At 38.7% G+C, this 15,287-nt stretch carries 17 protein-coding genes; 7 read left to right on the forward strand and 10 right to left on the reverse strand.

The features are described from left to right. The 4 genes from NON16_RS11280 to NON16_RS11295 form a co-directional block, all read right to left on the reverse strand. Complete coding sequence (locus NON16_RS11280; RefSeq protein ID WP_257349127.1) at nucleotides 1–891, reverse strand: RluA family pseudouridine synthase; 891 nt, start codon at nucleotides 889–891, stop codon at nucleotides 1–3. A gap of 34 nt (nucleotides 892–925) precedes the next feature. Further along, the gene (locus tag NON16_RS11285) at nucleotides 926–1,717 is read right to left on the reverse strand and encodes an NAD kinase (protein WP_257349128.1); all 792 of its coding nucleotides are present in this window, start codon (nucleotides 1,715–1,717) and stop codon (nucleotides 926–928) included. A gap of 121 nt (nucleotides 1,718–1,838) precedes the next feature. Further along, entirely contained in the window at nucleotides 1,839–2,465 is a 627-nt protein-coding gene (yjbM, locus tag NON16_RS11290; protein ID WP_257349129.1) for a GTP diphosphokinase, read from the reverse strand. Between the two features lie 29 nt (nucleotides 2,466–2,494). Continuing rightward, on the reverse strand, nucleotides 2,495–2,887 hold the full coding sequence (locus tag NON16_RS11295) for a UPF0738 family protein (RefSeq protein WP_257349130.1): 393 nt from the start codon (nucleotides 2,885–2,887) through the stop codon (nucleotides 2,495–2,497). Nucleotides 2,888–3,153: 266 nt separating this feature from the next. On the opposite strand from NON16_RS11295, the gene NON16_RS11300 reads away from it, so the two are divergent. The 4 genes from NON16_RS11300 to NON16_RS11315 all read left to right on the forward strand — a co-directional run bounded on the left by NON16_RS11300 (nucleotide 3,154) and on the right by NON16_RS11315 (nucleotide 5,931). Beyond that, a complete protein-coding gene (locus NON16_RS11300) occupies nucleotides 3,154–3,738 on the forward strand; it encodes a CYTH domain-containing protein (protein ID WP_257349132.1) in 585 nt (194 codons plus the stop codon). 59 nt (nucleotides 3,739–3,797) lie between these two features. Next, nucleotides 3,798–4,427 carry a lytic transglycosylase domain-containing protein gene (locus NON16_RS25475; RefSeq protein WP_308216601.1) on the forward strand — a complete coding sequence of 210 codons (630 nt, stop codon included), beginning with the start codon at nucleotides 3,798–3,800 and terminating at the stop codon, nucleotides 4,425–4,427. Nucleotides 4,428–4,602: 175 nt separating this feature from the next. Beyond that, a complete protein-coding gene (locus NON16_RS11310; protein ID WP_257349133.1) occupies nucleotides 4,603–4,989 on the forward strand; it encodes a globin domain-containing protein in 387 nt (128 codons plus the stop codon). Nucleotides 4,990–5,019: 30 nt separating this feature from the next. Then, on the forward strand, nucleotides 5,020–5,931 hold the full coding sequence (locus NON16_RS11315; RefSeq protein ID WP_308216605.1) for a ClpXP adapter SpxH family protein: 912 nt from the start codon (nucleotides 5,020–5,022) through the stop codon (nucleotides 5,929–5,931). Between the two features lie 177 nt (nucleotides 5,932–6,108). Here NON16_RS11315 and NON16_RS11320 read toward each other — a convergent pair whose 3' ends face one another. Further along, on the reverse strand, nucleotides 6,109–6,249 hold the full coding sequence (locus NON16_RS11320) for an NUDIX hydrolase (RefSeq protein WP_257349135.1): 141 nt from the start codon (nucleotides 6,247–6,249) through the stop codon (nucleotides 6,109–6,111). Nucleotides 6,250–6,331: 82 nt separating this feature from the next. On the opposite strand from NON16_RS11320, the gene NON16_RS11325 reads away from it, so the two are divergent. After that, nucleotides 6,332–6,520, forward strand: a complete 189-nt coding sequence (locus tag NON16_RS11325; protein ID WP_257349136.1) for a hypothetical protein — start codon at nucleotides 6,332–6,334, stop codon at nucleotides 6,518–6,520. Between the two features lie 80 nt (nucleotides 6,521–6,600). Here NON16_RS11325 and pepF read toward each other — a convergent pair whose 3' ends face one another. The 4 genes from pepF to mecA form a co-directional block, all read right to left on the reverse strand. Continuing rightward, the gene (gene pepF / locus NON16_RS11330) at nucleotides 6,601–8,421 is read right to left on the reverse strand and encodes an oligoendopeptidase F (protein ID WP_257349137.1); all 1,821 of its coding nucleotides are present in this window, start codon (nucleotides 8,419–8,421) and stop codon (nucleotides 6,601–6,603) included. Nucleotides 8,422–8,661: 240 nt separating this feature from the next. After that, entirely contained in the window at nucleotides 8,662–9,852 is a 1,191-nt protein-coding gene (locus NON16_RS11335) for a competence protein CoiA (protein ID WP_257349138.1), read from the reverse strand. A gap of 77 nt (nucleotides 9,853–9,929) precedes the next feature. Further along, complete coding sequence (cls, locus tag NON16_RS11340) at nucleotides 9,930–11,444, reverse strand: cardiolipin synthase (protein ID WP_257349139.1); 1,515 nt, start codon at nucleotides 11,442–11,444, stop codon at nucleotides 9,930–9,932. A 100-nt stretch (nucleotides 11,445–11,544) separates the two neighbouring features. Beyond that, nucleotides 11,545–12,225, reverse strand: coding sequence for an adaptor protein MecA (gene mecA / locus NON16_RS11345; protein ID WP_257349141.1), 681 nt, complete (start codon nucleotides 12,223–12,225; stop codon nucleotides 11,545–11,547). A 360-nt stretch (nucleotides 12,226–12,585) separates the two neighbouring features. Between mecA and NON16_RS11350 the strand changes: the two genes are divergently transcribed. Continuing rightward, nucleotides 12,586–13,263 (forward strand): TerC family protein, encoded by a 678-nt coding sequence (locus NON16_RS11350; protein ID WP_257349142.1) that lies wholly within the window; start codon nucleotides 12,586–12,588, stop codon nucleotides 13,261–13,263. Nucleotides 13,264–13,402: 139 nt separating this feature from the next. Here the strand turns inward: NON16_RS11350 and spxA are convergent, their stop codons facing one another. Beyond that, entirely contained in the window at nucleotides 13,403–13,798 is a 396-nt protein-coding gene (gene spxA, locus NON16_RS11355; protein ID WP_257349143.1) for a transcriptional regulator SpxA, read from the reverse strand. Nucleotides 13,799–14,117: 319 nt separating this feature from the next. Here spxA and NON16_RS11360 point away from each other — a divergent pair, with 319 nt between their 5' ends. Continuing rightward, nucleotides 14,118–15,284, forward strand: a complete 1,167-nt coding sequence (locus NON16_RS11360) for an efflux RND transporter periplasmic adaptor subunit (RefSeq protein WP_257349144.1) — start codon at nucleotides 14,118–14,120, stop codon at nucleotides 15,282–15,284. The last annotated feature ends 3 nt before the right edge of the window (nucleotides 15,285–15,287 follow it).

Genomic DNA, 15,287 nt, shown 5'->3' on the forward strand with positions numbered 1-15,287 from the left:
TTAATCAAGTAGATTTGAAATATCATTAGGAAGTGGGGCCTCGAGCTTTACTTCTTTTTCTGAAAATGGGTGGTAAAAGGTGATTGTTGTACTGTGCAGGGCTTGGCGTTGGATCTTTTCTCGGGTACCGCCGTATAAATCATCACCTAACAATGGATGACCTATGTAATTCATATGAACTCGGATTTGATGAGTCCTTCCAGTATCTAGATTCAGCTGAACATACGAATAACCTTCATATGTCTTAAGAACCTTATAATGCGTACGAGCAAACTGACCATCAGCACGAACACATCGTTCTACAATACTCCCCTCTTTCCTTCCAATCGGTTCTTCAATCTCGCCTATTTTAGAAATTGGTTGCCCATGACATAGTGCTATATACGACCTTTTTATACGAGAAGATTGTTGTTGTTTAGAGAGTAAGGAATGAGCATACCTGTGTTTGGCGATTAATACGATTCCTGATGTATCGCGGTCCAAGCGATTGACGACATGGATGGTAGCTGGAATCGCTTTGGTTTGATAATAATGCAGGATCCCTTGGGCAAGAGATCCTGTATTTTGATATTTAGATGGAATCGTCGCTACATTTGCCGGCTTGTCCAGCACAAGGAAATGGTCATCCTCGAATAAAATCGATAAAGGCATTTCCTCAGGGACCATCTGTTCACTTACCACCTCAGTTGGAAAAAAAACCGAAACAATGTCCCCGGATTTCAGCAGGTGTCTAACTGTAACTTGTTCTCCATTTACGAATAGACCACCGCCATTAAACTTTATATCGGTCAATGCCTGCCGAGAGATCTCTTTTTCATTTAATAGAAATTCTCTAAGTAACTGCCCATCATAGAGCTCTTCTATCTTCCAAGAAATTTCAAATGATTTCATGCAACAACGACTCTTTCTTAATTACTTATTTGGTTTATACAAAAGATTCCTTAACACGTTTCCAGAACGGAAACGGCCTAAATCGGGCAAAACGTACCTTTTCTTCTGCTACCCGGCATTGAATAGATTTAACCTTTTCATGCAGCAGGAATAGATGATCGATTGTGATGTGAAAATCGACATCATTAACAGGGTTTAACAAGCAAGTATGATGTTGCGGCAGTACAAGTGGTGACCCGACCGTCCGGAATACTCGATTGTTAATGGAAGCCATTTCTGCTAACTGAATAGATGGAAGAGATGGGTGGATAATTGCTCCACCGAGTGCCTTGTTATAGGCCGTACTTCCAGATGGCGTCGCAAGGCATAGCCCATCCCCACGAAAAGTTTCAAAATGCTCCCCTTTAATCTCAACATCCATGACAAGTGAGCCTTCAACACTTTTCACGGTGCATTCATTCATTGCTAAATACTTACTTTCCATCCGATCATCTAAGTAACGGACTGTAACCTCAAGTAGTGGATACTCGATGATTTGAAAAGGCGTTTTGGCAATATGGATAACAAGCTTTTCTACCTCTTCAGGAGTCCAATCTGCATAAAAGCCTAGATGTCCTGTATGTACCCCGACAAAGGCGGTTCGATCCACGCGGTGAATATAATGGTGAAAGGCATGTAAGAGTGTGCCATCACCTCCGATTGAAATCACAATATCTGGATTTTTTTCATCCCAAATCAAGTCAAAATCAAGCAAGTACGTCTTGATTCGTTTTTCCAATCTTGCTGAAACTTCATCGCCTTTTGATATAATCGCAAAATTCATCAATTATCGCTTCCTTGTTAACTAAATTTCCATCTAGTAATGCGTGCTCACAAAGGAGCACTACCGGACTTTTTTTGAACAACCTCTCGTTGTCCACGTTTAGTCCTTGTTTTGAACTTCTCTATTATGTACGCTTCCGCTTTTCCTTTTGATCGAATATCTTTTGCGCTTCCTGAATTTCACCTTTAATGAGGGACATCTCTTCATCGAGGCGAAAGGCAGCTTCTGCAGCTCGTTGAAGTCGGTCTTGAATATTCATCGGAATTGCACCTTCATATTTATAATTTAAAGAATGTTCGATTGTGGCCCAAAAATTCATTGCAAGAGTCCGTATTTGAATTTCTACAAGAATTCGCTTTTCACCATCAACTGTTTGGACTGGGTATGAAACTACTACATGGAACGAACGATAACCACTCTCTTTTTTATGGGTAATATAATTCCGTTCCTCTACGAAATCAAGATCTTTTCGTTTTCGGAGAAGTTCGATTACCGCATAAATATCATCAACAAATTGACACATGATTCGTAGACCAGCTATATCCTGAATCTCTTCTTCAATTTCATTTATTAAGATGTTTTTCCGTTTCATCTTATCAAGAATACTAGCAATAGGTTTTACCCTTCCTGTAACAAACTCAACAGGAGAATGCCTGTTTTCAATTACACATTGTTCCCTTACACCCTTTAACTTAATCTTAAGCTCATCTACTGCTTGACTGTAGGGGTTTAAAAATACTTGCCAATCCATAGAAACACCACCGGGTTACATTATCTTCATCAATTCACTTCTTCTGACAAGAATACTGATTCAACACTCTTCATCATTTCATTCCCGTAATTTGCATTTCCCTTAATGTTTTCAATTAAGTATTCCAGTTCAGGCTTTAACCCTTCAAGGGATAGATCAGGATGGTTCGTTAAATGCAATCTTGTTTCCTTTGATTGGTTAATTGCATCCTTCAATTCCCCCCAGTGTTCCTTTGGAAAAGATACATATACAAAGTCATTAGGTGTATCTAGAATATAGATGAATGCTAATGTGTCAGAATCAACGAGAACCTGTTCTGACGGGTGTAACTCTATATCTCTGTTCAACTCATCACTATTACAATTAAATTGAATATAACCATCATGCTTACTCGTTGAATTCACTTCTAATCTGGTTGTCATTATGATCCTCCTAATGCAAAATCTCTTATATATAAATATGGTTAAGCTACAATTTGAACATCCTTTAAATACCAGTTCAAATGTAGCAAATTAGAAACAAGAAGTTCAAGGCACGACAGTTTTGAGAACCGGATCGTATTTAAAGATACGTGAGGACCGCAAAAACCGAGTAACGCTGAAATTCGCCGTTTATCATGTAGCTACAATTTGAACATCATCCCAATTGTATCATATAATTGCTGCTATATTAACAATGAGGTGATCGTATGAAACAAGAACTTGAAATTGAATTAAAAAATTTAGTAACCATAGACGAGTTCAAACAATTGCTTACACATTTCAAGCTTCCGTCTAGTTCATTTGTTGAGCAGACCAATTATTATTTCGATACGGAAGATTTTCGTTTAAAGGGTCTCGGTTGTGCGCTACGTATTCGAAAGAAAAAAGACGAGTATACCTTTACTCTTAAACAACCAGAGGGTGATGGGTTATTAGAATCACATGAATCTCTTAATGACGAAGATGCACTGAACTATATTTCGGGTCATTTAACAGATAAAAGTGAGATGGTTAACCTCATTAAAAGCAATTTCAACATTGATCCTTCTTCCCTTCTCTTCCTTGGCTCATTGAAAACCACCCGAGCAGAAACCTGCTTCAAATCGGGTCTTCTCGTGTTTGACCACTCCGAATATCTTGGTCATGAGGATTTTGAAATCGAATTTGAGGTACCTGATTTTCTCCAAGGTAGAAATGAATTCGAACAATTGTTTGCACAGTTTTCGATACCTATCCGTGAAACGCCAAACAAGATCAGGCGATTTTTTCGTGTAAAAAATATGAAAAAATAGCATTGTCTAATAAATCTGTTCTCTGATAAAATAAGGTAACGGTAGAAAGTAGGGATCTGATGAACAGTCAATTAATTAAGTCTCTGTTAGAGATACAGTCATTAAGGCAAATGAATATTAGCTCAGGGATGACAAGCTTCCCACCTACAGTTTGGATGGACATCTTTAAAGCTGAACTTCAGTCTGCCATTCAATCAAAGGATCAAGGGTTAGTGAACCGTGCTCCTATAACAAGCACACTTCCTTTAGGTACACAAACTGTTAATCAGGTCAATGTACAATCAGCTAGTGCCGACACAAAAACGGGGAAGAGTCCTTTTGATACATACATACAAGAAGCGGCAGAAACGTACAGTGTTGATCCACGCTTAATTCAGTCGGTCATAAAACAGGAATCTAGCTTTAATCCATTGAGTACAAGCCCTGCTGGTGCCATGGGTTTGATGCAACTAATGCCAGCGACCGCAGAGGGGCTTGGTGTCGCCAATCCTTATAACCCAAGAGAAAACATCATGGGTGGTACAAAATACTTGAAACAAATGCTAGATCGGTACGATGGAAATATCCAAACAGCTCTTGCCGCCTATAATGCAGGCCCAGAGAATGTAGACAAATATGATGGTATACCTCCATTCACAGAAACAAGGAACTATGTACATAAAGTAATGGCATCTTATCAAGTCATCTAGAAATTCCGAGTGTAAAATAGGTCTGATTCCCACATAAATTAGAGGTCGATTAACGGATACGATCGGCTTCTTTTTTATGGACAAAATTGGTTCAATCAGATTGTTTGCCCTATTATGACCTGCATTGCTAAAATAAGTAATAACATCTTGGTACAAAATAAGGTAGGTAGTTTAAATGACAAACCCAAATGGAACGAATCCTTTTGATGTATTCGGTGGTAGAGAAACCATCGAACGTCTTGTTGAAGCATTTTATCCAAAGGTCCAAGCTCATCCGGATCTAGCACCCATCTTTCCCGATGATTTAACAGAAACGATGAGGAAGCAGAAACAATTCCTAACTCAATTCTTAGGCGGACCACCATTGTATTCACAAGAACATGGTCATCCAATGCTTCGAGCAAGACATATGCCGTTTAAGATCACGCCTCAACGTGCAGAAGCATGGCTCTCATGTATGAAGAGTGCAATAGATGAAATAGAATTGGACAGTTCCATGAAAGAACAACTTTTAAGCCGTTTAACGATGACGGCCTACCACATGGTTAACCATCCTGAATAAGAGCGGTAGAAAGGAGAATAACCATTGACTATGCACAAAGCTGGGGCGAAGGATCAAGATGAGTCCTCACAGGCCCAACATGATTTTGGTATTTTACCTACAGGTCTCAGTCGGCCTATTGAAATTTATTCGTTCGTGGACCCGCTTTGTCCAGAGTGCTGGGGACTCGAGCCTATCCTGAAAAAGTTACAAATTGAATATGGTCAATATTTTCGTCTTCGTCACTTAATGGGAGGTCGACTTGATTATTGGAATAGCGTTCTTCGAAAACGAAGTGGGATTTGTACTCATGAGGAAGTCGCAAAAAGTTGGGAAAAGACAGCCAATCGTTCAGGAATGTCTTGCGATGGTGATTTGTGGTTCGAGGATCCGATTAAAACACCGTATATCGCCTCGATTGCAGTAAAAGCTGCAGAACTACAAGGTAGGGGAGCTGGTGTTCACTTTTTACGGAAGCTTCGAGAGGTTTTGTTTTTACAGAAACAAAACATAAGCAAGCTTGAGGTTCTTGAATCTTGTGCCCTAGAAGCGGGTCTTGATTTACATGAGTTTCAAAAAGACCTGCATTCCGAAGATTCGGTAAAAGCCTTTCAGTGTGATGTAAAAACCACAAGAGAAATGGAAGTAAACCAATTGCCGTCCCTAGTGTTTTTTAGCAATACGTCTGAAGAAGGCATTAAAATTACGGGAATGTATCCTTTTGAAATTTACGTCCATATCCTTGAGGAATTACTTGGGAACAAACCGAATAAAAATGCTCCACCAACAATTTTAAACTTTCTAAAAAAGTATTCGTTCGTTGCAACTCAGGAGGTTGCAGAGGTATATAACCTAACAAGAGGTGAAGTCGAAAAGGAACTTAAAAAACTTGTCTTACTGCAACGCGTAGAGCGAGTCCCTGTTAAGCATGGTACGTTTTGGCGATATGTTGAAGAAAAGTGAGTACTAGAAACTTCATATTCAATGCTTTTAATCATTTTAATTATATACATGTGTTGCAATTATTATAGGATTTTAATGGAGGTAAAAGAGTCTGATTCATGATGAATCAGACTCTTTTCTGTTTAAGTAGCATAGAGTTCCAGTTTGCACCTGTACACCAAGCTCCTCATAAGCTCTCTAACTGCAGACTGCTCCGGTGTCTCCCCTGAACTCAATCCCTCCTCCAGGAATCACGTAGTAGACCTCTTTACCGCGCTCCCTTTTAATTAAGGCAACGGTGTTCTCAATCATAATAATTACGCCACTCCTATTTCGCATTTTTCGCTCACACCCTGCAACTAAACTTCAGCATATTTTTTTAATCTAATCTCATAAACTGTTATTGAAAGGGGTTATGAAGATGAGCTCAAACGTTTGGACAATGATTGGAATCTTATCAATAATTGGATCATTTATTCTTGTTGTCTTTGGCTTCATGAGGATGGTTCCTCTATTTATCGCTACTCCTCTACTGTTCCTATCGATCTTTTTTAACATATATCGGTTCAATCATAGACGTAGTTTTAAAGGATTTAAGTCCTCCCAATGAACAGAAGAACGAAACTAACCTGAATTTATTTGAAAGGGGGCATAACTCCTAATAAAGAGTTAGCCCCCCATACCTTTTCTCTACTCATCTTCAAAAAGTAGCTGTTCCATTTCACCTAACACGGATTCGAATACCGTTAATGCTTCCTCAATTGGCTTACTGCTTGTCATATCAACGCCAGCTTTCTTTAAAACCTCAATTGGATAATCGGAACTTCCTGCCTTTAAGAAATTGAGGTAACGATCAACAGCAGGCTTCCCTTCATCAAGAAGCTGTTTTGATAGTGATGCAGCCGCACTGAATCCCGTCGCATACTGATACACATAAAAGTTGTAATAGAAGTGAGGGATTCTAGCCCATTCCAAACCAATCTCTTCATCGATTACAATATCATCCCCGAAATATTTCTGGTTTAGTTCATAATACATTTTAGTAAAGAGGTCCGGTGTAAGTGCTTCTCCCTCCGCTGCCTTTTCATGAATAAGCTGTTCAAACTCTGCGAACATTGTCTGGCGGAATACAGTGCCTCTAAACCCTTCTAATAGGTGGTTCAATAGGTAGAGCTTGTTCTTCCTATCCTCCGTATGTTCGAGCAGATAGTTGTTTAACAAAGCTTCATTACACGTGGATGCAACCTCTGCTACAAAGATCGAATAATTGGCATAAGGATAGGCTTGAGATTCCCGAGTATAGTAGCTATGGACGGAGTGCCCGATTTCATGAGTCAATGTAAATAGATTGTTCACATTATCCTGCCAGTTCATCAAAATATAAGGCATCGTTCCGAAAGCTCCTGATGAATAGGCGCCACTTCTTTTTCCCGCATTTTCTTGTACATCGATCCAACGTTTTTCGTAACCTTCACGAACGATGTTGACATACTCTTCTCCCATTGGCTCAAGACTTTTAAGTACAAGGTCTTTTGCTTCTTCATATGGAATCTCCATTTTTACATCTTTAACGATTGGAGTATACAAATCATACATATGTAGTTCGTCTAAACCAAGCGCCTTTTTTCTCAACTTGACATAACGGTGTAACAAATGTAGATTATCATTGACGGTTGTCACGAGGTTATCGTAAACCTTTTCTGGAATGTTATTATGGTCAAGTGCTGCATGACGTGCAGAGTCGTAATTCCGTACCTTCGCATAAAAATTGTCTTTTTTTACTGTTCCACTTAATGTGCTAGCAAACGTGTTTTTAAATTTATCGTACGATTCATACATCGCCTTAAAGGCATTCTCTCGTACTTCGCGTTGATCACTTTCAAGAAATCGAATATACCTTCCGTGGGTAATTTCAACTTCGTCTCCGCTATCATCTTTAACTGTAGGAAATTTCATATCTGCGTTGTTCAGCATACCGAACGTATTGCTGGCACTATTCGTGACTTCTCCAACTCCAGCAAGAAGTGCTTCTTCTTTCTTTGAAAGCACGTGTGGTCGACTCCGGTTGACCTCATCAAGGAAATGCTCATATAACTTTAAACCATCATGCTCTTTAACGAAGGAAAGAATTGTATCTTCTTTAAGAGATAAAATTTCAGGAACAATATAAGATAAGTGACTACTTGTATCTGTTGCTAAATTGGCCGCTCTGTCATTTAAACCTTGATAAAACGAGTTTGTTGTATCTTGATCATATCTCATATGGGCATATGTATATAACTTACCTAGCCTCATTGTTATTTCATCCTGCAGCTGCATTGCTTCATATAAAGTCTCTGCGGAATCACCTAAACGCCCTTGGTACTGATCAATTTCAGGTATCAGTTGTTTTACCTGTTTAAATTCTTCTTCCCATCGTTCGTCGGTTTCAAAGATATCTTCAAGATTCCACGTATCCTCTACCGGGATTTCATCTCTTTTTGGTAACGATTTCACACTTTGTTCTGCCATATTGACTGCTCCTCCTTTTAGTACAATCATGTCATTAATTGAAATTACAATATCTCTTTGTATTGAGTATATATGGAACGATTCTTCTGTTCAAACATTCCACTTGTTTTATACTTTCTATAGTATAAGCGTAACTAAGGCAATAGCCTACGTTAAGGCTTGGCGCTAGCCAAGGTTTCTTTACCTTCTAATAGAAATTCGATGTATTCATTTCGATTCCTTTTTCTGTTATGACAAAAATTAGTTTGTAGAAATGGTCTTCAATATTTCTCCCAGCTTTTGATTAGCCTCTGCAATTGTAGAGGGATAAATTATATCTCTTACCTTCAGAAATTGTGTGGCAGACCTTCGCTTTAAAACACCTAACAATGCTAACCAATTCAAATAATCCATAATTGCAAATGAAATATGAGAGTTCGTTTTTATCGTCAAAAACCTTCTTTTCAGCTTATATGTATCAAGAAGATTAAGAAAATAACGATACACCTGCTGAAAATCAATCGATTGACCAACTGGAACTGGATCGATCAATTCAATAATAAACCGAGATTGCCAAACATAGGCGGGTGATTGGAACCAGTACAAAAACTTCGAAGGAATCCCTGCTTCCACAGGAAAAAGACTTGCAGGAATACCCTTTTCTACAAATCGGGCTTTTAGTGAATAAACTGCTGGATCGCGACTTAAATGAATGTACATGCGGGTTTGCTGGAGAAGATTTTTCCATGGTTGGATAAAGGATTGAGGAAACCGATGAGTGTCTAGATCAGTAACAAGCGGAAATGATGCGTTGGATAAGCTTTGAGTATCTAAGCTTGCAAATACAGTTCGTGAAGAGAAAGGAATAATCGATTGTAGTTGAAGGAATTGCTGAGTTCTTGGGGAGTAATAAATGAGATAAGGATCATTTTTTCCGTGACAACGGATCGCATTCCAGGCAACGTCATCCATTCGAAATACACAGTCAGATTTGTTCGATAAGCGTGTATGCCCTAATATCCAATATGGATCAATGTTGTGACTTCGGTACGTTCTCGTCCGCTTCTGAAGAATTTCATCGGGGATCGAAGAGCATTGGAACTCAATAGCGTGAATGGCGGAGTCCTTTCTTAGAAGAAGATCGGGGCGTTGTTTCAACCTTTTCAGATAAGGTTCCATTTCAACAAATGGATGAATCTCTTTTAGCCAGTTGTACAGTTGTCTCTTTGCAGTCAGATGGTACATCGATTCCGGTTCATGCAGTCCAACGCAGCCTGAGATATCAAAATGTGCAAAGTGCCAAATTCGTTTCGTTCCAAGCTTCAATTGTACCTTCTCAGCACAGGTTGGACAGCTAAATAGTTCAGTCTTTCGAATTCGTTCTAAATCTTTCCTACACCATGGTTCAGCAAGGTTAATCAACTGACCGCTTGCGGATTTGCCAAGGAGCATAGCATCACCTCTCTATATGTAATTCCTTGTTCTATTCGTTCAAAAATGCGGAAATCCTTTTTTTAAGTGATCTGAAATTATAGGAGTGGTGAAAGCAGCCGTGAAGTAGATTCAATCAGCTTATAATAAATAGACCGTTTTTGAAACGTTTCTAAAAGCACTTCTGTAGAATCCTCAAGATCCTGCATGTAATCATCAACCAACCGTAAAGTACTCTTTGTCCGATATAAAAAGGCATTCACTTCAAAATTTAAATGGAAACTTCTCATATCCATATTTGCTGTCCCGATTGAAGCAAGCTCATTATCTACAATCATAATTTTACTATGGAGAAACCCTTTACGATATTCGTAAATCTTTACACCCGCCTCCAACAAACCTGGGAAATACGACCTTGACGCATAGAAGGGCAACCGCTTGTCCGGTTTAGCAGGAACAAGAACACGAACATCGAGGCCGCTAAGCGCAGCCACTCGTAATGCATGTAAAATATCCTCATCAGGTATAAAGTACGGCGACGTGATCCAGATCGACCGTTTTGCTGAAATGATCATTGAAAAAAACAACTTCTTGATTACATCCCATTGATGATCCGGCCCACCTGAAATCATCTGTACCCCACCTGAAGTTTTATGGTCCAATATCTTCGGAGAGAGGTACTTAGGACTTAATAACGTTTCTCCAGTCATTGAAAACCAATCTTGTAAGAAGATAAGCTGTAAACTCCGAGCAGCCTCCCCACTCACCCATAGGTGTGTATCTCTCCAAAATCCATAACTTGGATTCAAACCTAAATATTCATCGCCAATGTTTAACCCGCCTACAAAGGCCGTCTGACCGTCGATGACAATAATTTTACGGTGGTTACGATAATTGATTTTGTTGTTGAAAAACGGAAGCTTTACTGGTAAAAAGGGTTCGACATGAACACCTGCAGTTTTAAGATCATCGATATATTCTTGGGAAAGCTTCCAGCTACCGACTCCATCATATAAAAAACGGACTTCCACACCTTCACGAGCCTTTTCAATCAAAAGTGTTTGGAGCTGTCTTCCAATAAGATCATCACGAACAATATAATACTCCAGATGGATATGTTCCTTCGCATTTCGTAAACTCTCTAGAATGCACGTATACGTTTCTTTGCCATTCGTTAATACTCGGGTATGCGAATTAAAAGAAATCGGACTTTTCCCTAGTTTTTGTGCCAACTGAAATAAAAGACGCTGATGATCCCCCATCATTTCAAATTGTGCATTATTAATCGCGCGATTTTGTTCAAATCTCGAAAAAGTCTCCTCATCGGTTAGTGCTTTTTGAGTGAACATTTTCTTCTTACGGTAATTCTGACCAAATAGCAAATAGAAGAAAAAGCCAACAAATGGAAAGGCGGCAAGAACGACAATCCATGTTAGGGTTTGAGACGGATGACGGTTCTCAAGGAAAATAACGATACCAATAAATAGGGCAGAAAAAGAGAAGAAAACACTTAATAATCCAAAAATCCAACTTTCCCAGTAAGGTTTTGTAATAATAAAGATGCTTACTAACAGAACGATAAATAAGCTCACTTGCAAGGTCTTCTTAAACATCGGTTCCTCATCCTTCAATCTTCAATCTTCAATTAGCTAGTAATAAAATGGCTGTTATGTATACGAAGACGCCGAACCCTAAACTGAATTCGGCGTCTGACTATTGTAGCGGAAACTTCTCATTGAGTTGTTCAATTGCATTTTCCTTAATAATAATTTTACCGTACTCTTCCAATCGATGGATTGTGACATCTGCCTCATCACCGAATTCTAATATTTGACTCAATACGTTGTCCTGCTCTGTTTCACTATAAGCATCATAAAAGGTTACGTAAAGATAATATTTGTTGTCATAGTGATAAAGTGTATCCTCAAACGATTCAGTTTGAACATAATGGCTTAATGCGATGAGGTCCTCAATGTCTGTAAAACGCAGCATGAAAGATAAGTAATCCTCATCATCCGTTTCCAGTTCCACGTCTGCCTTGACATCGTCTGAGTTAAACTGCTGATCAAGCATCTTCTCGATATTTTCATCTACAGGAACATCCAGCGGTTTATCATCAGATATTGGAAGCTCTAGCTTAGAACCATCCTGCGAGAGAGAAGCTCGTGTAACTAAAATTTCAAGCCCTTTATCAAGTGCTTGAACTTGGATCCAAAGTGGGCCTTCTAATGAAAATTGCTCCTGCTGATGGGCCTCATCCATCATTTCCCAGAACAATTCTTCACCCCGTTCACGGTTCTGCCAGATTTCTTCTTTATCAAAACCACGTGTTTCTATGTCATGATACGTTATAAAAAACTTAATCGTATACTCGTTTACACGTTCTATTTCCATGGTGTTTCTCTCCCTTCGATCCAGATTATCACCTGGAAGAGATTTTAAACCCCTGTTCAGCAAATTTGGTTAACTCAATACAATTAGGTATGCCCAGTTATAGTAATAGTTAAATCCATGATTAGGAGTAGAGTTTCTTGTACTTCTATTCTATGATAAATAGGAGGATAATGAAATAAAAATGCATGACCATTTTTACATTTTATTCACAAATAGGCCCTCGTTAACTATATCGTCACTTGACTGTACAATAAAACTATCTTATAATTTCAACGTTAGTTGGGTCTACATAGTTTTTGTTACTGATTGTACGTGGATTCATAAAGAACGTCAAGTGCAATAACAGAAAGGAGCTTTTTTTTGATTTTTGATTCTGAATTTTTAGTTGCTTTATTATCAATTATTGCTATCGATATCGTACTCGGTGGAGATAATGCAATCGTCATTGCTCTAGCCAGCAGAAACTTACCTGATCACCAAAGAAACAAAGCCATTTTCATTGGTACTGGGCTTGCGATTGCTGTACGAGTGCTCCTGACGATTGTAGCTGTTTATCTACTTAAAATCCCATTCCTAATGTTAATCGGGGGATTATTACTAGTCTACATCGCTTACAACTTGCTAGCAGATGACAATCACGACGCAGATATCAAAGGTGGGACAACCCTAGTTGAAGCAATTCGTACAATTGTAGTTGCCGATGTCGTCATGGGTGTCGATAATGTACTCGCGATTGCAGGGGCTGCACACGGCAATATTCTTCTCGTCATCATTGGTCTTCTTGTATCTGTACCGATCATTATATGGGGAAGTAAATTAATCCTTCATTTCATGGAAAAGTACCCTTCTATTATCTACATTGGAGCCGCTATTTTAGGTTTTACTTCAGCAGGAATGATTATGGAAGAGGAAGTAGTTCATAACTGGATCGGAGACAACTTTGGACTTAAACTACTTATATATATAGTTGTTATCGGTGGCATCTTACTTGCAGGATGGTTTACAAAGCGCTCAAAAGCACGTCCAAAAAACGTGTAAATACCGAATTTACATTTTTATACAATTAAGCAGAAGAACCTCAAAGGGGATGAATAGTTACTCCGGTAAGGTTCTTTTTATCGTTTTTGGGAAAAAAAACAAAATGGGTTAACTGATTTACAGTCAACCCATCCCTTAATTAGTTTACCATCTTCTGTGCTTCTTGTAGTTGGAACGTACGTACTTTTCTTGGTAGGAAACGGCGAATTTCATCTTCGTTATAACCTACTTGAAGTCGTTTTTCGTCAATGAGAATTGGTCTCCTTAGAAGTCCTGGATTCTCACTCATCAATTCAAACAAATCTTGAAGCGGCATTGTTTCGAGATTTATATTCAATTCCTGAAACGTTTTTGAACGTTTAGAAATAATCTCATCTGTGCCTTCCTCCGTCATTCGGAGAATTTCCTTCAATTCTGTGATTGAAAGGGGTTCTGAGAAAATATTCCTCTCATGAAAAGGGATCTCATGTTCTTCCAACCATGCTCTAGCCTTTCTACATGAAGTACAGCTTGGTGATGTATATAATTTAACCATAAGGATCGACTCCTTCCTGATTTAAAATATAAAATTAAAAACAATCTTACTTCACACATTAGAAAGTATATAAATACTTTTCTAGAGTAAAGATGCAACTAAGGCTCAGTCTACGCATAAGCAAGTTACTTTAAAAAGATTATTTAATCATATTTTATATTATACTACAATTTCTATAAGGATGATAGGGGTATTGATAAGTTTCAATTCATGATTCGTCTACTTTTTGAACACACAATTAAACATGAGGTATAATGAGTTCATTCATTCTATTCCCTCATCAACTAACTTTAAACATTCAAACGGAGTGAAATACACGATGAAAACAAAATTAATCATCCCTGCCCTTCTCGTCCTGCTAACAGCCTGTTCCGATGATACAATTACAAGTGATCAGCTATCGAAAAACGCAATTCCTGTTGACGTTTCCAAGATTGAACGCGGTACTTTTAAATCTTCGGTAGAGCTAGTCGGTAAGCTCGTACCGTCACGGCAAGAGGTTGTTACTTCGAAAACAGCATTACCAATTGCCAAAATACATGTCCATAATGGAGACGATGTAGAAAAGGGAACGGTTTTATTCACTCTTGAGAATAGTCAATTAAAACAACAACTTTCACAAGCTACTTCAATAGTAAACACTCTTGAGAATACAAAAATAGAACTACAGGGGATCGTCGGTCAACAACAAGCAGCGCAAGCCCAAATCAAAAGTATAATCAACTCTTCCATTGAACAAGTTCAAAAAGCAGAAATTCCGGAACAGCAAGAGCTTAAGAAAGATGTCATTGGTGCTTTAGAGGAGCTGCAAACGTTAAGCCCACAAGGTACACCAACTACAAGCTCAGCTCTTAACTTAGTAAATCAACAACTACAGCAAGCAAGAGCTGGAGTCAATCAGGCATCAAAAGCAATCCAAGCAACAACGATAACCGCACCGATCAGTGGAACAATTAGTGAAATCAATGTAACGGAAGGTATGCCGGCTCTCCCCTCTCAGCCCCTTGCAATCGTTTCAGGGAAAAACAACGTGAAAGCCGTTTTTAGTGCCAATAAACATCAGGTTGCCCTTTTAAAAGAAAAGATGAACTCTATCGTATCCACTGGTGAATCAAACCAAACATACAATGGAACCATACAGTCTATATCTAATGAAGTGAATAAACAGACTAATACATACACCGTTACAGTTCCACTCGGAAAAACAAATGATCGGATAAAGTCTGGAGAACTTGCTACAGGTACATTTATGACCTACAGCAACAAAAACGCCCTAATACTTCCCGTTGAGAGTTTGCTCTTCGACGATGGAAAGACTTATGTATTTATCGCCAAAAACCACCAGGCAATCAAGACAAGGATAACCATCAAAAAAGAACAAAAAGATGTCGTTCAGGTCGATTCAGGACTTAAAGAAGGAGACCTTGTCATCACAAACGGTAAATACCAGCTGACAAATGGTTCGAAAATTAGTTTTAAAAAGTGAGTG

This window comes from Pseudalkalibacillus decolorationis (genome assembly GCF_024609785.1).
In the GTDB taxonomy this organism is placed as follows: Bacteria; Bacillota; Bacilli; order Bacillales; family Fictibacillaceae; genus Pseudalkalibacillus; species Pseudalkalibacillus decolorationis.